Consider the following 20191-nt stretch of genomic DNA (forward strand, 5'->3'; position numbering starts at 1 on the left):
AGGGACGAAATGACCACGCTCGAACCGGCCGCGGATGCCGCTCAGGACAACTTGGCGGCGCTGGAATCCGAGGCCATCCACATCTTCCGCGAGGTGGCGGGTGAGTTCGACCGGCCGGTGATCCTCTTCTCCGGCGGCAAGGACTCGACGCTCCTGCTGCACCTGGCGATCAAGGCGTTCTGGCCCGCGCCGGTGCCGTTCCCGTTGCTGCACGTGGACACCGGGCACAACCTCGACGAGGTCATCGACTTCCGCGACCGGGTGGTCGAGCAGCACGGGCTGCGGCTGCTCGTGGCGAAGGTGCAGGACTGGATCGACGACGGCAGGCTCGAAGAGCGCGCCGACGGGATGCGCAACCCGTTGCAGACCACTCCGCTGCTCGACACGATCGCCGAGAACAAGTTCGACGCGGTCTTCGGCGGCGGGCGCCGCGACGAGGAACGCGCCCGCGCCAAGGAGCGGATCTTCAGTCTCCGCAACGCTTTCGGCCAGTGGGAACCGCGTCGCCAGCGCCCCGAACTGTGGAACCTCTACAACGGCCGTCACCGCCCCGGCGAGCAGGTCCGCGTCTTCCCGCTGTCCAACTGGACCGAGGCCGACGTCTGGAACTACATCGCGCGGGAGAAGGTCGAACTGCCGTCGATCTACTACGCGCACCGTCGCGAGGTCTACCAGCGCGACGGCATGTGGCTGACCGAAGGCCCCTGGGGCGGGCCGCGGCCGGGCGAGCTCGTCCGGGAACTCACGGTGCGCTACCGGACCGTCGGCGACGGTTCGTGCACCGGCGCCATCGAATCGACCGCCGCCACGGTGGACGAGGTCATCGCCGAGGTCTCGGCCTCCCGGCTCACCGAACGCGGCGCCACCCGCGCCGACGACCGGATGTCGGAGGCGGCGATGGAAGACCGCAAGCGGGAAGGGTACTTCTGATGTCCAGCCTCCTCAGGCTCGCGACCGCGGGCAGTGTGGACGACGGGAAGTCGACCCTGGTCGGGCGGCTCCTGTACGACACCAAATCCGTCCTCGCCGACCAGCTGGACGCGGTCACCCGCGCCAGTGTCGACAAAGGACTGTCCACTCCGGACCTTTCGCTGCTGGTGGACGGCTTGCGCTCGGAACGCGAGCAGGGCATCACGATCGACGTGGCGTACCGGTATTTCGCGACGCCGAAGCGCAGCTTCGTGCTCGCGGACACCCCCGGCCACGTGCAGTACACGCGGAACACGGTGACCGGGGCGTCCACCGCGCAGCTGGCCGTGCTGCTGGTCGACGCGCGCAAGGGCGTCATCGAGCAGACCCGCCGTCACGCCGCCGTACTCGCCCTGCTGGGCGTCCCGAATCTGGTGCTGGCGGTGAACAAGATCGACCTCGTCGGCTATGACGAGGCGACGTTCACCGTGATCGCCGAGGAGTTCGCCGAGCACGCCGCGTCCCTGGGCTACGAGCGGGGTTCCGTGCTCGCGGTGCCGGTTTCGGCGCTGGTGGGCGACAACGTGGCGGAGAAGTCGGACAAGACCCCGTGGTACTCCGGCCCGACCCTGCTGGAGCATCTGGAGACCGTGCCCGTGGCGCCGGATCCGCACGATTCGGCGTTCCGGTTCCCGGTGCAGTACGTGATCCGGCCGCGCACGGCCGACCACCCCGACTACCGCGGGTACGCGGGACAGATCGCGGCGGGCACCGTCCGGCCGGGCGACGAGATCGTCGTGCTCCCGCAGGGGATCCGCAGCCGGGTCGAAGGCATCGACACCGCCGACGGGCCGCTCGCCGAAGCCGGCGCGGGCACCTCGGTGACCCTGCTGCTCGCGGACGACCTCGACATCTCGCGGGGCGACCTGATCGCCGCCGCCGACCGGCAGCCGACGGTGACCGACGAGATCACCGCGACCCTGTGCTGGCTCTCGGCCAAGGCACTCAAACCGGGCGCGCGGGTACTGGTGAAGCACGGCACGCGGACGGTGCAGGCCCTGGTCGGCGAGCTCCACGCCCGGTTCGACGAGCAGACGTTGTCCAGTGTGGACGATCCGGCTACCTTGGAGCTCAACGACATCGGCAGGGTGACGTTGAGGCTGGCCGAAGAGATCGGCGTGGACGACTACGGCGTCAGCCCGCGGACGGGCGCGTTCCTGGTCATCGACCCGAAGGATGGCGACACCCTCGCCGCCGGACTCGTCGGCGAAAGGTTCGCATGACCCCACCGCCACTGGTAGCCGTCGCCCACGGCAGCCGCGATCCGCGGTCCGCGGCGACCATCCGCGCCCTGCTCGACGTCTCCCGCGGGCTCGCGCCGGGTCTCGACATCCGCGAGTCCTTTTTGGACCTCTCGGAGCCGTCGCTGACCGATGTCCTGCGCGGTCTCCACGCCGAAGGGCACCGCGAGGTCGTCGTGGTGCCGCTGCTCCTCGGCGTGGCCTATCACGCCCGGGTCGACCTTCCCGCGCTCGTCGCCGAGGTGACCGCGGACCGCCCGGGCCTCGACGTGCGGGTTTCCGCGGTGCTGGGCATCGACCCGCTCATCGAGACGGTCGCCTTGGACCGGCTCACCGAGGCGGGCGCGGACCTGGACGATCCCGGCTTGGGTGTCCTGCTGGCGGGCGTCGGCTCGTCGAACGTCGCGGCGAACGACGCCGTCGCCGGGATCACCACCCGCTGGCACCTGCGTCGCGGACTGCTCGCGACACCGGCGTTCGCCGGCGCCGCGCAGCCGGACGTGCCCGCCGCCATCGCGCGGCTGCGGCTCAACGGCGCCCAACGGCTCGCGGTCGCGGGATGGTTCCTCGCGCCGGGGCTGCTGCCGGACCGGATCGCGCGCCTGGCCCGCGAAGCCGACCCGTCGGTGATCGTCGCCGGACCGCTGGGACCGGATCCGCGGATCGCCGGGCTCGTCCTGGAACGCTACGACGTCGCCGCCGCCCGGCTCGCCGCCTGATCATTCATCGGCTCAGTAGCATGACCCGTCCCGTTCGGACACTTGATGCCGATCTTCGGAGGGTCTCGTTCCCAGTTCCGTGACTCCCCGCGTATGGGAACGGAGATTTCTTGACGAGTTACTTAACTTGCCGGTAACTCTCTAAACGCTGCGCAGCATCCTTTCTCCCCATCGAACCCCCCTGGTAGGTGGAACATGAAGGCTGCCATCCGTGCCCTCGTCTGCGCCTCGGCCGTACTCGTCCCGCTAGTCGGTATAGCTGTCCCGGCTTCGGCGGCGACGACCGTCGTCTTCGACTGCGAGGCGAAGCCGCCGCTCGTCGGCAACAAGTACCTCAAGCTGAACCAGGACGCCGACGTCACCGCGCCGGCCACGGTCGCGCCCGGCGCCGCGCTCGACGTCGTCATCGACCCGGCGGCCAACACCGTCCCGGCCGAGGTGAGCGGCTACAAGGTCAAGAACATCAAGGACTTCGCCCTGAAGATCCCGATCCCGGCCAACTCGACCTGGGTCGGCGCCGACCTCGCGGGCGGCTCGGGCATCGGCTCGACCCCGCCGAAGATCACCGTCTCCGGCAACGTCGCGACGCTGAGCTTCCCCGGCCCGATCGCGGGCGGCTCGACGTTCGAACTGCCGACCGTGACCGCGCATCTCACCGCGGGCGCGTCCGGCACCATCGAGACGAAACTGGGCGGCGCCGGCTACGCCGACCCGGGCCTGACGTTCACCGCCGTGGTCAGCGCGGGCTTCGACGTCTCAGCGCCGACAGCCTGTTTCCCCAACCCGAGCCCGACCTTCACCACGACGACGATCGGCTGAGCGGCGCCTGCGCCACCACCGCCATGGTGGCGCAGGCCACTGCCCGGCCCGACTTCGCCCGTGCGAAGGTGGGGCATGGCTGACGAACTGGTGCACTACGACGTGGTGGGCGGCACCGCCACGATCACCTTGGACTCCCCGCACAACCGCAACGCGCTCTCCGCCCAGCTGCGGCGTGAACTGAGCGAGTCGCTGGACAAGGCGCAGGCCGACGACGCGGTCCGGGTCATCGTGCTCACCCACACCGGGCCGGTGTTCTGCGCGGGCATGGACCTCAAAGAGGCCCGGGGCGCCGGTGCGGGCGACCAGGGCGTCAACGAGTTCCCGAAGATCCTCGAACAGCTGTGGACCAGCCCCAAGCCTGTCGTGGCGAAGCTGGCGGGACCCGCGCGGGCGGGCGGCATCGGCATGGTGGCCGCGACCGACATCGCCGTCGCCGTGCACGAAGCGACCTTCGCCTTCTCCGAGGTGCGGATCGGCGTCGTGCCCGCCGTCATCTCGCTCACCGTGCTGCCGCGGCTCAACGCCCGCGCCGCGCACGAACTGTTCCTGACCGGCGACACCTTCGACGCGAAGCGCGCCGTCGAGATCGGCCTGCTGAACTCGTCCGTCTCCGCGGATGAGCTCGACAGCGAAGTCGCCCGCTATGTGAAGGCGCTCGCCCTCGGCGGACCGAAAGCGCTCGCGGCGACGAAGGACCTGCTCAGCAAGCCCCGCCCGGCGACACCCGGCGAAGGCTTCGAGGCCATGAACAAGCTGTCCGCCGGGTTCTTCGCGAGCGAAGAGGGTCAGGAGGGCATCACGGCTTTCGCGCAGAAGCGCAAGCCGAGCTGGGTTCCCGAAAGCTAGTCAGGCAGGACGAGGGTGAGGCGCCGGGAGTCCGTCCGGTCCCCGGACGGACCCAGCGCCCGCTGCGCGTCCGAAAGCACGCTTCGGACAGCCAGGTACGCCTTCGGGTCCTGCTCCTTGAGCGCCGAGGAACCGGCCCAGATCAGCACGTGCTCCCCCGGCGGGAGCCAGGACAGGTCGGTGAGGCAGTCGTAGAGCGCGTCGAGGTTCTTCCCGAAGTAGTCAGGGAAGGACAGCGCCTCCGCGATCGCGTCGAGCGCCGAGGCCTTGTCGACCGTCCGCGCGCCGTCGATCAGGTGTGGATGCGCGCCGCGGGCGAACGCCTTGTCCGCCGCGTCCTTGCCCGCGCTCATCGGCTGGGGTCCACTACGACGAAGGACTTGTAGTGGTCCTCGGTGTAGTACAGCTCCTTGCCGGTGCCGGTCACCAGCCGCCTGGCCCCGCGATCGGGGCTGCCCGGCGTCTTGACCGTGTACTCCCGGTAGTAGCCGGAATTCTTGGCGGGCAGGACCTTCTCCCGGTTCTGGAAGGTGACGTCGTCATTGCGCGGATACGGGTACGGCCCGCCCGCTTCGATGAGTTTCCAGGTGTCGGACGCCTGCGACGGCAATCCCGTGAGCGGCTTGACCGGGAGACCGGACTCCTCGCCCGCGACCTTGCCCTTGGCCGCCGCACCCGACGGCTTGGCCTGAGCCGACGAACTCGCCGGAGCCGAAGAGCTCTTCGTGTCGTCACCGCTGATGCCGTCCTTGACGAACCAGCCTGCGAGCACCAGCACGATCAGGCCGATCAGGGCGGCGGTGATCCGCCTACGGTTGAACATGGTTCGCCAGCTTAGGAGGACCGGTCGGGGTCGTTCGCATCGCGGGCCGAGCCGAAGGCCCGGGCGACCTTCCCGAAGAGCGTGTCGAGCAGCCAGGCCGCGACCAGGCACAGCGGCACCACGACCACCATGACCAGCACGAACTGCACGGGAAACGGGGCCTGCGCGAGCCACAGCTCGACGCCGTCCCACCAGTCTGCGAGCCCGTTGAACACCCTGTAAGCCTACGCTCGCACCCACTGCCACCGCCGATCAGGCCATGTAGGTTGCTGACATGTTCGCCGTTTACGCTTCCGAACCCAACGCCGAAAAGCCGCTGGACTCGCTCGTGATCGGCGAGCGACCCGAGCCCGAGGTGCCCGAAGGCTGGGTGCGGGTCAACGTCAAGGCCGCCAGCCTCAACATGCACGACCTGTGGACCCTGCGCGGTGTCGGGATCAAACCCGAGCAGTTCCCGATGATCCTGGGCTGTGACGGCGCGGGCACCCTCGACGACGGCACCGAGGTCGTCGTCCACTCGGTGATCAACGCCCCGGGCTGGCAGGGCGACGACACGCTCGACCCGAAACGCACCCTCCTCACCGAGAAGCACCAGGGCACCTTCGCCGAGCAGGTCGTGGTCCCGGCGCGCAATGTCGTGCCGAAGCCGGCGAGCCTGAGCTTCGCCGAAGCCGCGACCATGGGCACGGCCTGGCTGACCGCGTACCGGATGCTGTTCGTGAAGTCCGGACTGCGGCCGGGACAGACGATGCTCGTCCAAGGTGCCTCCGGCGGCGTCTCGACCGCCCTCGTGCAGCTCGGGCGTGCGGCCGGATTCCGGGTTTGGGTGACTGGGCGTAGCGAAGAAAAGCGTGCGCTGGCAGAGAATCTGGGCGCACATCAGACCTTTGAGTCCGGCGCGCGACTGCCGGAGCGGGTCGACGCGGTCTTCGAAACCGTCGGGAAGGCGACCTGGTCCCACTCGGTGAAGTCGCTCAAACCGGGCGGGATCATCGTCGTTTCGGGCTCGACCAGCGGTCCGGACGCTCACGCGGAGTTGCAGCGCGTGTTCTTTCTGCAACTGCGTATCGCGGGTTCGACGATGGGGACCAGGGACGAACTGACCGATCTCCTCGCTTATCTGGAGCTCACCGGGGTCCGTCCGCAGATCGGCGCCGAATTGCCGTTCCCGGAAGCCGAAACCGGGTTTAAGAACATGCTGGACGGGGAAACTTCAGGAAAGGTCGTCTTCGCACATTGATCGGATGGGTGCGGATCTTGCCGCCGCCATGATCAAGCGCGCACATTTGCGCACGTCCGCGCGTTCCGCGCAGGTCAAACAGTCATTTCGCAGTCTTGTCAAGTGTCAAGAACGTTATGACTCAGCAAGATTCTCACGACCAAAGTTCGACCAAAATCCGACCTCTCGCGGTTAACCTGAAACCATGACCGCATCGCAGCGGCCCGAACCGGCGGACCCGGGGGGCCGGACCACCACCGACGCCGACCCGATCCGCGTCTCTTTCCGGCGCTATGCCGGAGTGCGCACCAGAGTGCTCGAGGTCGGCCCGCAGCCGCCCGCTCCCGTCGACCGCACGCCTCGGCGGGTGCTCGGCAAGCGGGCCGCCACCCGCGGGCAGGCCAAGCCGACGGCGCCGAGGCTGGTGCTGCTGCACGGCTACTGCGACAGCGCCGACACCTGGCGCCCGGTTCTGGAGCTGCTCGCGGCCGCCGGTGTCCCGGCGGTCGCGGTCGATCTGCCCGGCTTCGGTGACGCTCAGCCACTCCGGCCGGGCCCGATGCTCCCGCAACTGGACGCCTTCACCGCGGCGGTGATCAAGGAGCAGGCCGTACTCGGCACGGTGGTGCTCGCCGGCAACTCGCTCGGCGGCACGATGAGCCTGCGTGCCGCCGAGAATCACCGGCTGCCGGTCTCGGGCGTGGTGTCGATCGCCGCACCCGGTTTCGTGGACAGCTGGCTCATCCGCACCGTGGCCCGCTATCCGCTGCCGCTGCGGATGTACTCCGCCCTGCCGCTGCCGATCCCCGGCTTCCTCGTGCGCGCCGTCGCCGAGCAGGTCGTCCCCCGGCTGCTCTACGCCGACGCCACCGCCGCGGACGCCGAACAGGTGCGCCGGTTCACGGCACTGTTCCCGGACTACCGCTCCACCACCACCCGGCTCGAACAGGCGAGGCAACTCGTCGAGGAGCTGGCGAACGCGTACCGGCTCGAAGAGGTCCGCATCCCGCTTCTGGTGGTCGTCTGCGGCAAGGACAAGCTGGTCAGCGCCGCCTCCGGGCGGCAGCTGCACGCGCTGGTCCCGCACAGCAGGCTGATGGTGCGCGAAGACTGGGGTCACTGCCCGCAGCTGGACGACCCCGTCGAGATCTCGGAACTGCTGACCTACTTCTCCGCCGACGCGTCCAGGCCGGCGAAGATCGCCGCTCGCGTGGCCGCCGAAGTGAGCGAGGACACCGTCGCCGGATAGGTGCGAAGTCCCGACTCCCGCTACCGTGCCCTTCGGACTGTGACCCAGTCGGAAAAGCACAACCTGTTGGGAGACGACGATGTCCGCACCGCGCAGCCTGGGCTCGGGATCCGGGGTATTCCGCCGCAAACCGATCGAGCAGATCGAAGAACTCAGTGGAGGCGGCGGGCTTCAACGCACGCTGGGCCTGCGCCAGCTGACCGCGATCGGCGTCGGCGGCATCATCGGCGCGGGGATCTTCTCCCTGGCCGGCGCGGTCGCGAACACGACGGCGGGCCCCGCCGTGCTGATCTCGTTCCTCATCGCGGGTATCGCCAGCGCGGCCGCCGCGTTCTCCTACGCCGAGTTCGCCGGATTGATCCCCCGCGCCGGATCGGCCTACACCTACGGCTACACCGTGCTGGGCGAGATCGTCGGCTGGTTCATCGGCTGGGACCTGCTGCTGGAGTACACGGCGATCGTGGCGGTGGTCGCGATCGGCATCTCCGGCTACTTCAACGAGCTGCTGGGCTACCTGAACATCGACCTCCCGACCTGGATGCTGGGCGCTCCGGGCACGGAGAAGGCCGGTGTCGAACCGGGGTCCTACAAGATCAACCTGTTCGCCGTCCTGCTCTGCCTGCTGATCGCCTTCATCCTCAACCAAGGCATGAAGAACGCGGCCCGCTTCGAGACGCTGCTGGTCTACCTCAAGGTCGGCCTGGTCCTGCTGGTGATCGTCGTCGGCGTCTTCCACATCAACACCGACAACTACTCGAACTTCTTCCCGTTCGGTCTCAGCGGCGCGTTCACCGGAGCCGCGACGGTGTTCTTCGCCGTTTTCGGTTACGACGCCATGTCGACCGCGGCCGAGGAATCGACCGACTCCCAGAAGCACATGCCGAAGGCGATCATCTACTCGCTCGCCATCTCGATGGTGCTCTACGTGCTGGCCTGCCTGGTCCTGACCGGGATGGTCAACTACAAGGACATCGACAGCGAAGCCGCCTTCTCCAGCGCCTTCGCGGGTCTCGGCATGAAGTGGCTCGGCCTGATCATCGCGGTCGGCGCGATCATCGGCATCACCACGGTGCTGTTCACCTTCCTCATGGGCGCGAGCCGGGTCGGCTACTCGATGAGCCGCGACGGCCTGCTGCCCAAGTGGTTCGGCAAGACCCACCCGGTGCGCAAGGTGCCGAACCGGATGACCTGGGTGCTCGGTGGCGCGTCGGCGATCATCGCCGGGCTGCTGCCCATCGGTGAGGCCGCCGAACTGACGAACATCGGCATCCTGCTCGCGTTCGTCGTCGTCTGCGTCGCGGTGATCGTGCTGCGCTACAAGCAGCCGGACCTGCCCCGGTCGTTCAAGACGCCGGGGATGCCGATCGTGCCGATCATCGGGATCGTCTTCTCGATCTGGCTGATCACGTTCCTGAACCCGGAGACCTGGCTGCGGTTCGCGGCCTGGTTCGCCATCGGCCTGATCATCTACTTCGCCTACAGCCGCCGTCACTCCGCGTTGAACGCGAACAACGGCGACCCGAAGCAGGTCAGCGGAGACGACTCAACCGCGTAGCGGCTTCGCGGGCTTCGGCCTGGAGGCGTTCGACGATCGACGCCGCCGGGCCGGAGCCCGCGAGTTCGTAGGTCTGTCCCGCGTAGAGGGACATGACTTCAGGGTCGCCCGCCTTCCCCGCCGCCGCGCGGATCGGTTTGGTCAGGTTGTTGACCTGCGGATACGCCGACGGTGCGGTGGCCGAGAAGTCCGCGACCGCGCGGTTGACCAGCGAGCGCGCGGGACGTCCGCTGAACGCCCTGGTGAACGCCGTCGGCCTCCCACCGTCCGCGAGCGCCTGCCGGTGCGCGGGCTGCGTCCCGGCCTCGTCCGCCCGCAGGAACGCTGTCCCCAGCTGGGCCGCGACGGCTCCCGCCGCCAGCACCGCCGCGATGTCGGCGCCGTGCACGAGCCCACCGGTGGCGACCAGCGGCAAATCCGTCCGCGCCGAAACCAGGCGAAGCAGGCTGAGCGCGCCGTACTGCGCTCCCCCGCCGTCGGCTCCGGCCTCGTCGGCGAAGAGCCCCCGATGCGCCCCGGCCTCGAATCCCTGCACTACGAGAGCGTCCGCGCCGACCGCCACGGCCTGATCGGCCTCCGCCGGGCTGGTGACGGTGACGGCCACCTTGCTTCCGTTGGCTTGCAGGCGTTCTACGTCCTCGGGTGAGGGCGTGCCGAAGGTGAAGGAAACGACCGGGACCTTCCGCTCCAGCACGACCTCGAGCTTCGCGGCATAGCCGTCGTCATCCCAGTCCGGCTCGCCGGGCTCGACGCCGTAGCGCTCGGCCTCCGCGCGCCAGCGCTCGATGTGACCGCCGAGGTCCGCCTTTCCCGCGCCACCCGGGACGAAGAGGTTCACACCGAAGGGCTCGCCGGTGAGTTCGGCCGTCTTCGCGATCCGGTCCTGGAGGGCATCGGCGCTCAGATAGCCGCCCGCCAGGAAGCCGAACCCGCCTGCCGCTGTCACCGCGGCCACCAGCTCGGGAGTGGTCGGCCCGCCCGCCATCGGAGCCGCTATCACCGGGAAACGCAGGTTCTCGAACACGTTTCCGACGATAGACCTCTCCCGGCGACACGGAATGTGACCTTCGAGTCACGCCAAGGTTCCCTCTTGGTGGTCTAGACCTTTAGGTCCGGAAGTGCGACGATCTGACCAGTCGTGACGCGGGTCACGTCCCCGCCCTTTTGGAGGCCCCGGTGAAGACCTTGAGAGCGCGGCTGGGCCGCGCCTTCGTCGGGGTGGCGCTGCTCGCCGGCGCCACCACCGCAGCCGCCCCTGTCGCCGACGCGGCCACTCCACCGTTGCAGGCGATCGTCCCGGTACCGGTGTCGGTCCAAGCGGTGACCGGCTCCGACTACGCCCTGACCGAGAACACCAAGATCTACACCCAAGCCAGCTCGGCACAGGCCAAGGCCGTCGGGGACTATCTCGCCGGGGTCTTCCGCACGTCGACCGGCTTCGCCTTGCCCGTCTCCGACGCCCCCGCGGGCACGCCCGCCGACGGCATCTCGCTCCTGCTGTCCGGCGCCGACGCGCGCGTCGGCGACCAGGGCTATCAGCTGAACTCGACGTCCGCTTCAGTCATCCTGCGCGCGACGACGGCGCAAGGCCTCTTCGGCGGCGTCCAGACGCTGCGGCAGTTGCTGCCCGGCAAGATCGAAAGCCCTACGGTCCAGCAGGGGCCTTGGACCATCCCGGGCGCCACCATCCTGGACTACCCGCGCTTCGGCTACCGCGGCGCGATGCTCGACGTCGCCCGGCACTTCCACCCCGTCGCCACGGTGAAGCGGTACATCGACCAGCTCGCGCAATACAAGATCAACAATCTGCACCTGCATCTGGCCGACGACCAGGGCTGGCGCATCCAGATCGACAGCTGGCCACGGCTGGCCACTTACGGCGGCAGCACCCAGGTCGGCGGCGGCGCCGGCGGCTACTACACCAAGGCGCAGTACTCGGAGATCGTGAACTACGCCGCCTCGCGGTTCATCACGGTCATCCCGGAGATCGACATGCCCGGGCACACCAACGCCGCCCAGGCCTCGTACGCCGAGCTGAACTGCAACAACACCGCTCCCCCGCTGCGCACCGACACCGCGGTCGGCTACAGCTCGCTCTGCATCTCGAAGGAGAACACCTACACCTTCGTCAACGACGTCATCCGGGAGATCGCCGCGCTGACCCCCGGACCGTACTTCCACCTCGGCGGTGACGAGGCCCAGGCCACCAGCGACGCGGACTACCGCACCTTCATGAACCGGGTGCTGCCGATGGTGGCCGCCGCGGGCAAGCAGGTCGTCGGCTGGCACGAGATCGGCAAGGCCACCCTGCCCGCCACGGCGACCCCGCAGTTCTGGGGCACGACGACGTCCAGCACGGAGGTCACGAACGCCGTCGCCCGCGGCAGCAAGGTGATCATGTCGCCGGCGAACAAGGCGTACCTGGACATGAAGTACAACTCCAGCACGCCGATCGGGCTCTCGTGGGCGGGCTACATCGAGGTCCAGGACGCCTACAACTGGAACCCGGGCGCCTATCTCTCCGGCGTGCCCGAATCCGCCGTGCGCGGTGTCGAATCCCCGCTGTGGACCGAAACCGTGGTGACCCCGGCCAACATCGACTACCTCGCCTTCCCGCGGCTCCCGGCCCACGCCGAGCTCGGCTGGTCGCCGTGGTCGACCCACGACTGGAACACCTTCCGGGTGCGCCTCGGCGCCCAGGCCCCGCGCTGGCAGGCACAGGGCCTCGGCTACTACAAGTCGAGCCAGGTGCCCTGGGAGACCGGGTCCGGCAACCCGGGCACCTGCTCACTCCCGGCGTGGGATCGCGCCTCGGCCTACACCGGTGGCACGAGCGTGTCCCACAACGGGCACAAGTGGTACGCGAAGTGGTGGACGCGCGGCGAGGAGCCCGGCACCACCGGCGAATGGGGTGTCTGGCGCGACGACGGCACCTGCTGATCCGCCCGCCCGCTCGGCCCCCTTCACCGGCCGGGCGGGCTACGGTGGATCCATGGCCGCTGACCTCGAACTCGTCCGCACTCTTTCCCTGCGCGAAAACGGACTCGCGACCGTCTCGACGGTTCGCGCGGACGGCACCGTCCATTCCTCGGTGGTCAACGCCGGGGTGTTCGAAGACCCGGTCACCAAGACACCGGGAGTCGCCTTCGTCGCGATGGGCGGGGTGAAGAAGCTCGACCTGTTCCGCCGGGCGGGCCACGCCACGATCACCTTCCGGCGCGGCTGGGAATGGGCAGCGGTCCAGGGAAGCACCCACCTCGTCGGCCCGGACGACCCGGACCCGGACTTCGACCCCGCCGGGCTCCCCCGGCTGCTGCGCGACGTCTTCATCGCCGCGACCGGGACCCACGACGACTGGGACGAGTACGACCGCGTGATGGCCGCCGAACGCCGCGTCGCCGTCTTCGTCACGGCGAACCGCGTCAGCGGTAACCGCTGATATGGAAAAGGCCGCCCGGATCGGATCCGGGCGGCCTTTTCGTGAGTACCGGCTACTTCTTCTTGCTACCGGGGTCCTCAGTGGACAGTGCGGCGACGAAGGCCTCCTGCGGCACCTCGACCCGGCCGACGGTCTTCATCCGCTTCTTGCCTTCCTTCTGCTTTTCCAGCAGCTTGCGCTTACGCGAGATGTCACCGCCGTAGCACTTCGCGAGCACGTCCTTGCGGATCGCGCGGATGGTCTCGCGGGCGATGATCCGCGACCCGACGGCCGCCTGGATCGGCACCTCGAACTGCTGGCGCGGGATCAGCTCACGCAGCCGGGTCGCCATCCGGTTGCCGTAGCCGTAGGCGGCGTCCTTGTGCACGATCGCCGAGAACGCGTCGACGGTTTCACCCTGCAAGAGGATGTCGACCTTGACCAGATCGGCGATCTGGTCGCCGCCCTCTTCGTAGTCGAGGGACGCGTAGCCGCGCGTGCGCGACTTCAGCGTGTCGAAGAAGTCGAAGATGATCTCCGCGAGCGGGATGTTGTAGCGGAGTTCGACGCGGTCCTCGGAGAGGTAGTCCATCCCCAGCAGCGTGCCGCGCTTGGCCTGGCACAGTTCCATGATCGTGCCGACGAACTCCGAAGGCGCCAGGATGCTCACCTTGGAGACCGGCTCGTGGACCTCGGAGATCTTCATCCCGGTCGGCCAGTCCGACGGGTTCGTCACCACGATCTCGCTCTTGTCCTCGAGCACGACGTTGTAGATGACGTTCGGCGCGGTGGAGATCAGGTCGAGGCCGAATTCGCGTTCGAGCCGGTCCCGCGTGATCTCCAGGTGCAGCAGGCCGAGGAAGCCGCAGCGGAACCCGAATCCGAGCGCCACGGAGGTTTCCGGCTCGTAGGCGAGCGCGGCGTCGTTGAGCTGGAGCTTGTCCAGCGCCTCGCGCAGCTCCGGGTAGTCCGAACCGTCGACGGGGTACAGGCCGGAGTACACCATCGGCTTCGGCTCGCGGTAGCCGGCGAGCGGCTCCTCGGCGCCCTTGCGCTCGGAGGTGACGGTGTCACCGACCTTCGACTGACGGACGTCCTTCACCCCGGTGATGAGGTAACCCACCTCACCGACCCCGAGCCCCTTGCTGGCCTTGGGCTCCGGCGAGATGATCCCGACCTCGAGCAGTTCGTGGGTGGCGCCGGTGGACATCATCTTGATCCGCTCGCGCGGCGTGATCTTGCCGTCGACGACCCTGATGTAGGTCACGACGCCCCGGTAGGTGTCGTAGACCGAGTCGAAGATCATCGCGCGGGCGGGCGCGTCCGCGTCGCCGACCGGCGGCGGGACCTGCTTCACGCACTCGTCCAGCAGCTCGGTCACCCCCACACCGGTCTTCGCCGACACGCGAAGCACGTCCGAAGGCTCGCAACCGATGATGTGCGCCAGCTCGGCCGCGTACTTGTCCGGGTCGGCCGACGGCAGGTCGATCTTGTTCAGCACCGGGATGATGTGCAGGTTCTTCTCGAGTGCGAGGTAGAGGTTCGCCAGCGTCTGCGCCTCGATCCCCTGCGCGGCGTCGACCAGCAGGATCGCCCCTTCGCAGGCCTCCAGCGCCCGGGAGACCTCATAGGTGAAGTCCACGTGGCCCGGGGTGTCGATCAGGTGCAGGACGTGGTCCTGACCGTCGACCTTCCAGGGCAGGCGCACGTTCTGCGCCTTGATGGTGATCCCGCGTTCCCGTTCGATGTCCATGCGGTCGAGGTACTGAGCGCGCATGGCCCGCTCCTCGACCACGCCGGTGAGCTGCAGCATCCGGTCGGCCAGGGTCGACTTGCCGTGGTCGATGTGCGCGATGATGCAGAAGTTCCGGATGAGCTCCGGGGGCGTGAAGGTCGTGTCGGCGAACGTCGTCAACGGGTTTCCTCGCGAAGGTCGGGGTGTGCCACCTCTATGCTCCCATGCCGCTCCGGGTGCGAGTGGGGGTCATCCCCGATGCGGCCCGTGGTGAGCTGTGGTGCCCTCGAAGTATGAGTACTTCACTGTCCCAAATGCTCGATCGCACGTTCGGCCATCCCAGGGGACTGCTCGGCCGGTTCGGTGGCCTGGCGATGGCGCACGGCAACGCTGCCACCGAACTTCGCGTCGTCGAACTGGCGTCGCTCGAGTCCGGCGAAACCGTCCTGGTCGTGGGTCCCGGCCCGGGTGTCGGCCTGCGGGCCGCGGCCGAGACCGCGGGTCGCGCGATCGGCGTCGACCCGTCCCCGGAGATGCTTTCCCGCGCCCGTCGGCGGTGCGGCGACGAAGTGGAGCTGAGACAAGGCACCGCGGACTCCACGGGCGAGCCGGACGAGAGCGTCGACGTGGTCCTGACCGTCAACAACGTGCAGCTGTGGGAGGACCGGGCGGCCGGGTTCGCCGAACTGTTCCGCGTGCTGCGACCCGGCGGCAGGCTGCTGCTGTCGTCGCACGAGAAGTGGCTGCCGGTGTCCCGGCACGAGCTGGCCGACGAAGCGGCGGCCGCCGGTTTCACCGACCTTCAGACCTGGACCTGGGATCCGCCGGGCTTCGGCGCTTCCCTCGCCGCTCAGCTGCGCGCGATCAAGCCCCGGACCTAGCGCGGGTCGGTGCGCAACGGATGCTCACGCGGCACCTCGACCAGCACGATCCTGGTGCCGTCCGGGTCGGCGATCCACGCTTCGTCCAGGCCCCAGGGCTCACGGCGTGCGCCACGGACCGGGTCCAAGCCCTTCGCGGCGAGCTCTTCGAGCGCCGCGGGCAGGTCCCGGACCTGGAGCCACAACGCGACGTCGGGAGTCGGACCGGTCTTCCCGGTGCCGACGATCTCGATCGACCCGTTCCCGGCGAAGAACACCGTCCCGCCGGGGAACTCCTTGTCGATCGCGAGGCCCAGGGTGTCCCGATAGAACGCCGTCGACACGTCGAGGTCCTTCGGGTGGATCAGCACCCTGCTGCTCAGCACGTCCATGGCTCATCCCTACCGGATGGGTTCAGGCCATCGCAATCGCGGTGATCCCCGCCAGCACGACCGCCGACCCGACCAGCCGGCGGGCGGCGTTCGACTCTCCCAGGACCAGCCAGGCGGCCACGCCGCCCAGGACGATGCTCAGCTCCCGCGCGGGTGCGACGAGGCTCACCGGGGCGATCTGGAGGGCGTAGAGGACCAGCAGGTAGGCGAAGGGGGAGAACAAGCCGACGATGAGGATTTCGCGCTTGTGCTCACGCCAGAGCCACGAAACCTCTTCTCGGTCCTTCAGCGCGTACGGCGCCATGAGCAGGCTCTGCACGATCGCGCCGGTTCCGAAGTAGATGATCGGCGGGACACCGAGACCGGTGACCGAATGCGCGTCCCACAGTGTGTAGGCGGCGATCGTGAGCCCGGTCAGCAGGCCGTACAGGACTCCTTTGCGGCGAGCGATGCGAGCAGCCTCGTCGGCATGGGCCTGCCCTCGCCCGCTGCCGATGACCAGCACCCCGGCGACCACCAGGAACGCGCCCACCAGGCCCAGTACCCCCGGCCGCTCGCCGAGCAGCACGACGGCCGCGAGCACCGAGATCAGTGGCCCGGTCCCGCGGGCGACGGGATACACGACGGACAGGTCACCGACGGCGTACCCCCGCTGGAGGACGACCCCATAGGTGACGTGGAACACCGCGGTGACCGCGGCGGCGAGCAGCCAGGTCCACTGTGGACGTTGCGGCTCGACGACCAGCGACACCGCCATGACGGGGATGAGCAGGACCGCGGAGAAGCTGTAGTAGGCCCAGACGAACCGGGCCCCGCCGCGGCGGATCCGCTTGGCGGCCAGGTTCCAGCCCGCGTGGATGACGGCGGCGACGATGACGAAGGACAGGGCGGTGACGTTCACGACGGACCTTTCACGTTTTCCGCGCATGCGGAAAACACCGGTCCTCCAGGCTTTTGTCCCGTCAGATGAACGGCGGCGCTTCCGGCCCCGCCGATGGTGCCGCTCGGACCTGTCCCACCTGCCCTGATTGTGTGTTTCGCGGAACGGGCAGGCGGCGGAACCCTAGGCACTACGATCTTCACCGTACCTCAACCACTCCTCCGGAGGCGGCCGCGATCCGTCCCGGGGCGGCTGTTAAGCTTGCCCTTCACCGTTGTGTGGCATTCCGTCATGGAGGAAACCCGCGCCGCTTTCACGAGCGCGCAGGGCCGGTCACAGCGCGGCGGTGAAACCACCGAGAGATACAAGAGGAGCGCCCCCGTGGCCAACATCAAGTCGCAGATCAAGCGCATCACCACCAACGAAAAGGCGCGTCAGCGCAACCAGGCGATCCGGTCCTCGGTGAAGACCGCGATCCGCAAGTTCCGCGAGGCCGCCGACGCCGGCGACAAGGCCAAGGCCCTGGAGCTGCAGAAGGACGCGGCCAAGAAGCTGGACAAGGCCGTGACCAAGGGCGTTCTCCACGCCAACCAGGCCGCGAACAAGAAGTCCGCGCTCGCGAAGCGCGCGAACTCTCTTTAATCGCGCGCAGCGCGATCTAATCGCGCGCTGACGTAAACGCGCCGAAGGGGCGTCGATCCGCTTCCCACTCACGTGGGGCGGAGAGGCGCCCCTTCATCGCGTTTACGTGGGCCTTCGGCCCGAAAGAGGGCGCGCGACCGGTGAAGTCTCGCCGTCGCGCTGGCGCACTTCCGGCGAGACGAGTCCGCCGGTCCCGGTTCGTGGGCGCGTTGATCGTCGGGCTCGGTCCAGTGAGCGTTTGAGCAGTGGGCGTGGTCCGGTAGGTGCTAGCGGCTGGTGCCGTGGGCGTCGACTACCTCCAGGACGGCGCGTTCCAGCGCGTACTCCGGATTGGCCGCGACCCCCTTGACCTCGGCGTTGAGCCTCGCGACGACCCGCATCGCGGTGGCGAGGCCGTCCTGCCCCCAGCCGCGGGCCTGCCCCTGCGCCTTGCGGACCTTCCACGGCGGCATCCCCAGCTCGCCTGCCATCTGGTTCGGGTTCCCGCGACCGGCACCCGACACCCGCGCGATCGTCCGGACGGCGTCGGCGAGGGCGTCCGCGACCAGAACGTGGGGAACACCCAGCTGCATCGCCCAGCGCAACGACTCCAGCGCCGCCGTCCTGTCACCGGCGACGGCCTTCTCGGCGACGGCGAACCCGTTCACGTCCGCGCGGCCCCGGTGATAGCGCCGGACCGCCTGCTCGTCGACGGTGCCACCGGCGTCCGCGACGAGCTGGGTCGCGGCCGACGACAACTCGCGCAGATCCGAGCCGACGGCGTCGATCAGCGCGAGCACGGCCGCGCCGTCGATCTTCCCGCCGACCCGGCGGACCTCGTTGCGGACAAAGGATTCCCGCTCGGCGGCCTTGGTCAGTTTCGGGCACTCGACGACCTCCGCCCCGGCCTTCTTCAAGGCAGCGGGAAGCGCCTTCGCGGCCTTGCTCCGGCCACCTCCGCTGTGCACGACGACGAGCACGATGCCGTCGGCGGGCGCCTTGACGTAGGCCATCACCCCGTCGGAAAGCTCCTGCGAGATGTCGTGCGCGGATTCGAGGACGATCACCCTGCCCTCGGCGAACAGCGAGGGGCTGACCATCTCCGCGAGGGCGGGAACTGTGAGGTCCGACACCCGGATACGGGTGAGATCCGCCGTCGGATCGGCCGCTTTGGCCGCGTCCGAAGCGGCGCGGACCGCGCGTTCGATCAGCAGCTCTTCCTCACCGAGAACCAGGACCAGCGGCGATGGGGCGGAAGCTTGCGTCGTCACGATGACGATCCTGCCACTCGTCCTCTCGTGTGCTTTGTCCGGTGATGTGTTCCGGGCACGGTGGCCCCACCTGAGCCTCATGTCGTACGGTGTTGGCGAGGCGACGCGATCATTCGCGTGCCGACAATCGAATACCGCTCATCCAGAGGGGCAGAGGGAACGGCCCGATGAAGCCCCGGCAACCGGCGTCAGCCTGTCATCCCGCGATCGCGGGGTAGCTGACGAACACGGTGCCAATTCCGGCCCGCCACCGGCGGGGCAGATGAGGAAAGGAACCTCGCGATGACCGCAACCCTCGGCACGACCTCCACCACCAAGACCCCGGATCTCGGACCGGCCGTCGAACTGGTGTCGAAGGAAGAGGGACACCGGCAGCCGCTCGCCCCCGAATTCGTTTCCGCCGAAGACTTCTCGCCGCTCGAGGTCGCCTACGACTTCGGCCGTGTGCGCCGCGAGGACATCGAAGCCGGGCCGAAGAACATCTGGCGCTACAAGAAGCTCCTGCCCGTCCCCTCGAACGTCGAAGAAATCCCCAACACCGAACCCGGCGCCACCCGGCTCATCCAGGCCGACAGGCTCGCGAAAGCCTTGGGCGTCAAGAAGGTCTGGGTCAAGGACGACACCGGCAACCCCACTCACTCGTTCAAGGACCGCGTGGTCGCCGTCGCCCTGGCCGCCGCCCGTGAGTTCGGGTTCGACGTACTCGCCTGTCCGTCGACCGGCAACCTGGCCAACGCGGTCGCCGCCGCGGCGGCCCGCGCAGGCTGGCGGTCGGTCGTGCTCATCCCGAAGACCCTCGAGCGCGCCAAGATCCTCACCACCGCCGTGTACGACGGCGACCTGATCGCGGTCGACGGCAACTACGACGACGTGAACCGGCTCGCCACCCAGCTCGCCGCCGAGCAGGAGAGCTGGGCGTTCGTCAACGTGAACGTCCGGCCCTACTACTCCGAAGGCTCCAAGACGCTGGCCTTCGAGGTCGCCGAGCAGCTCGGCTGGCGGCTGCCCTCGCAGATCGTGGTGCCGATCGCCTCCGGTTCCCAGCTCACCAAGGTGGACAAGGGATTCCGCGAGTTCGGGCAGCTCGGCCTCGTGGACGAAACGCCGTACAAGGTGTTCGGCGCGCAGGCCACCGGCTGCTCCCCTGTCTCGACGGCCTTCCGCGCGGGCCACGACGTCGTCCAGCCGGTCAAGCCGGACACGATCGCCCGGTCGCTGGCGATCGGCAACCCGGCCGACGGCCCCTACGTCCTCGACGTGGTCAACCGCACCGGTGGCGCGATCGAAGACGTCACCGACGAAGAGGTCGTCGAGGGCATCCGGCTGCTCGCCCGTACCGAAGGCATCTTCACCGAGACCGCCGGCGGGGTCACCGTCGCGACGGCGAAGAAGCTCATCGAGACCGGCAAGCTCAACCCGGACGAGGAGATCGTGCTCCTGATCACCGGTGACGGCCTCAAGACCCTCGACGCCGTCGAGGACAAGATCGGGCCGAAGGCCACCGTCAGCGCCTCGGCCGACGCGGTCCGCGAGGCTCTCGGCATCTGAGTCCCCGCGGCCCGCCTCAAGAA

General features: G+C 68.7%; 21 protein-coding genes and 1 riboswitch. Of the genes, 13 read left to right on the forward strand and 8 right to left on the reverse strand.

Annotated elements, in window-relative coordinates; genetic code table 11:
- The first annotated feature begins 9 nt into the window (after nt 1–9).
- The 5 genes from cysD to ACFWMR_RS26065 all read left to right on the forward strand — a co-directional run bounded on the left by cysD (nt 10) and on the right by ACFWMR_RS26065 (nt 4597).
- Nucleotides 10–930, forward strand: coding sequence for a sulfate adenylyltransferase subunit CysD (cysD, locus tag ACFWMR_RS26045; RefSeq protein ID WP_093935350.1), 921 nt, complete (start codon nt 10–12; stop codon nt 928–930).
- Complete coding sequence (locus tag ACFWMR_RS26050; protein ID WP_093935349.1) at nt 930–2192, forward strand: sulfate adenylyltransferase subunit 1; 1263 nt, start codon at nt 930–932, stop codon at nt 2190–2192. Before cysD ends, ACFWMR_RS26050 begins: the two co-directional genes overlap by 1 nt.
- The gene (locus ACFWMR_RS26055; protein ID WP_378275073.1) at nt 2189–2929 is read left to right on the forward strand and encodes a sirohydrochlorin chelatase; all 741 of its coding nucleotides are present in this window, start codon (nt 2189–2191) and stop codon (nt 2927–2929) included. Before ACFWMR_RS26050 ends, ACFWMR_RS26055 begins: the two co-directional genes overlap by 4 nt.
- Before the next feature lie 195 nt (nt 2930–3124).
- The gene (locus tag ACFWMR_RS26060; protein ID WP_378380244.1) at nt 3125–3748 is read left to right on the forward strand and encodes a cyclase; all 624 of its coding nucleotides are present in this window, start codon (nt 3125–3127) and stop codon (nt 3746–3748) included.
- A gap of 75 nt (nt 3749–3823) precedes the next feature.
- A complete protein-coding gene (locus tag ACFWMR_RS26065; protein WP_378380245.1) occupies nt 3824–4597 on the forward strand; it encodes an enoyl-CoA hydratase family protein in 774 nt (257 codons plus the stop codon).
- Here ACFWMR_RS26065 and ACFWMR_RS26070 read toward each other — a convergent pair.
- Genes ACFWMR_RS26070 through ACFWMR_RS26080 form a run of 3 tightly spaced genes read right to left on the reverse strand, consistent with a single transcriptional unit; the run spans nt 4594 to nt 5635 of the window.
- Nucleotides 4594–4950 (reverse strand): barstar family protein, encoded by a 357-nt coding sequence (locus ACFWMR_RS26070; RefSeq protein WP_378380247.1) that lies wholly within the window; start codon nt 4948–4950, stop codon nt 4594–4596. The genes ACFWMR_RS26065 and ACFWMR_RS26070 overlap by 4 nt on opposite strands.
- Entirely contained in the window at nt 4947–5420 is a 474-nt protein-coding gene (locus tag ACFWMR_RS26075) for a ribonuclease domain-containing protein (protein WP_378380248.1), read from the reverse strand. Before ACFWMR_RS26075 ends, ACFWMR_RS26070 begins: the two co-directional genes overlap by 4 nt.
- Before the next feature lie 11 nt (nt 5421–5431).
- Complete coding sequence (locus tag ACFWMR_RS26080; RefSeq protein WP_093937582.1) at nt 5432–5635, reverse strand: hypothetical protein; 204 nt, start codon at nt 5633–5635, stop codon at nt 5432–5434.
- A 59-nt stretch (nt 5636–5694) separates the two neighbouring features.
- Here ACFWMR_RS26080 and ACFWMR_RS26085 point away from each other — a divergent pair, with 59 nt between their 5' ends.
- From ACFWMR_RS26085 to ACFWMR_RS26095, 3 genes are all read left to right on the forward strand, one after another.
- Nucleotides 5695–6660 (forward strand): zinc-binding dehydrogenase, encoded by a 966-nt coding sequence (locus tag ACFWMR_RS26085; RefSeq protein WP_378380250.1) that lies wholly within the window; start codon nt 5695–5697, stop codon nt 6658–6660.
- A gap of 184 nt (nt 6661–6844) precedes the next feature.
- Complete coding sequence (locus ACFWMR_RS26090; RefSeq protein WP_378380251.1) at nt 6845–7888, forward strand: alpha/beta hydrolase; 1044 nt, start codon at nt 6845–6847, stop codon at nt 7886–7888.
- A gap of 79 nt (nt 7889–7967) precedes the next feature.
- Nucleotides 7968–9443, forward strand: a complete 1476-nt coding sequence (locus ACFWMR_RS26095; RefSeq protein WP_378380252.1) for an amino acid permease — start codon at nt 7968–7970, stop codon at nt 9441–9443.
- On the opposite strand, the gene ACFWMR_RS26100 is transcribed toward ACFWMR_RS26095, so the two are convergent.
- Nucleotides 9418–10467, reverse strand: a complete 1050-nt coding sequence (locus ACFWMR_RS26100) for an NAD(P)H-dependent flavin oxidoreductase (protein ID WP_378380253.1) — start codon at nt 10465–10467, stop codon at nt 9418–9420. The genes ACFWMR_RS26095 and ACFWMR_RS26100 overlap by 26 nt on opposite strands.
- A gap of 152 nt (nt 10468–10619) precedes the next feature.
- On the opposite strand from ACFWMR_RS26100, the gene ACFWMR_RS26105 reads away from it, so the two are divergent.
- Both ACFWMR_RS26105 and ACFWMR_RS26110 read left to right on the forward strand, forming a co-directional pair.
- Nucleotides 10620–12383 carry a family 20 glycosylhydrolase gene (locus ACFWMR_RS26105; RefSeq protein ID WP_378380254.1) on the forward strand — a complete coding sequence of 588 codons (1764 nt, stop codon included), beginning with the start codon at nt 10620–10622 and terminating at the stop codon, nt 12381–12383.
- 52 nt (nt 12384–12435) lie between these two features.
- A complete protein-coding gene (locus tag ACFWMR_RS26110; RefSeq protein WP_378380255.1) occupies nt 12436–12882 on the forward strand; it encodes a pyridoxamine 5'-phosphate oxidase in 447 nt (148 codons plus the stop codon).
- A gap of 52 nt (nt 12883–12934) precedes the next feature.
- Here the strand turns inward: ACFWMR_RS26110 and lepA are convergent, their stop codons facing one another.
- The gene (lepA, locus tag ACFWMR_RS26115) at nt 12935–14776 is read right to left on the reverse strand and encodes a translation elongation factor 4 (protein ID WP_378278461.1); all 1842 of its coding nucleotides are present in this window, start codon (nt 14774–14776) and stop codon (nt 12935–12937) included.
- A 113-nt stretch (nt 14777–14889) separates the two neighbouring features.
- Between lepA and ACFWMR_RS26120 the strand changes: the two genes are divergently transcribed.
- Nucleotides 14890–15477, forward strand: coding sequence for a class I SAM-dependent methyltransferase (locus ACFWMR_RS26120; protein ID WP_378380257.1), 588 nt, complete (start codon nt 14890–14892; stop codon nt 15475–15477).
- On the opposite strand, the gene ACFWMR_RS26125 is transcribed toward ACFWMR_RS26120, so the two are convergent.
- Nucleotides 15474–15848, reverse strand: a complete 375-nt coding sequence (locus tag ACFWMR_RS26125) for a VOC family protein (RefSeq protein WP_101606023.1) — start codon at nt 15846–15848, stop codon at nt 15474–15476. The genes ACFWMR_RS26120 and ACFWMR_RS26125 overlap by 4 nt on opposite strands.
- Before the next feature lie 22 nt (nt 15849–15870).
- A complete protein-coding gene (locus tag ACFWMR_RS26130; protein WP_378380258.1) occupies nt 15871–16776 on the reverse strand; it encodes an EamA family transporter in 906 nt (301 codons plus the stop codon).
- 333 nt (nt 16777–17109) lie between these two features.
- Between ACFWMR_RS26130 and rpsT the strand changes: the two genes are divergently transcribed.
- Nucleotides 17110–17370 (forward strand): 30S ribosomal protein S20, encoded by a 261-nt coding sequence (rpsT, locus tag ACFWMR_RS26135; protein WP_007034798.1) that lies wholly within the window; start codon nt 17110–17112, stop codon nt 17368–17370.
- 266 nt (nt 17371–17636) lie between these two features.
- Here rpsT and holA read toward each other — a convergent pair whose 3' ends face one another.
- Nucleotides 17637–18620 (reverse strand): DNA polymerase III subunit delta, encoded by a 984-nt coding sequence (gene holA, locus ACFWMR_RS26140; RefSeq protein WP_093937572.1) that lies wholly within the window; start codon nt 18618–18620, stop codon nt 17637–17639.
- Nucleotides 18621–18755: 135 nt separating this feature from the next.
- Nucleotides 18756–18889, forward strand: a riboswitch (SAM riboswitch).
- A gap of 13 nt (nt 18890–18902) precedes the next feature.
- Between holA and thrC the strand changes: the two genes are divergently transcribed.
- Nucleotides 18903–20168 (forward strand): threonine synthase, encoded by a 1266-nt coding sequence (gene thrC / locus ACFWMR_RS26145; RefSeq protein ID WP_093937571.1) that lies wholly within the window; start codon nt 18903–18905, stop codon nt 20166–20168.
- Nucleotides 20169–20191 lie beyond the last annotated feature (23 nt).

Source organism: Amycolatopsis thailandensis, assembly GCF_042723255.1.
GTDB lineage: Bacteria > Actinomycetota > Actinomycetes > Mycobacteriales > Pseudonocardiaceae > Amycolatopsis > Amycolatopsis thailandensis.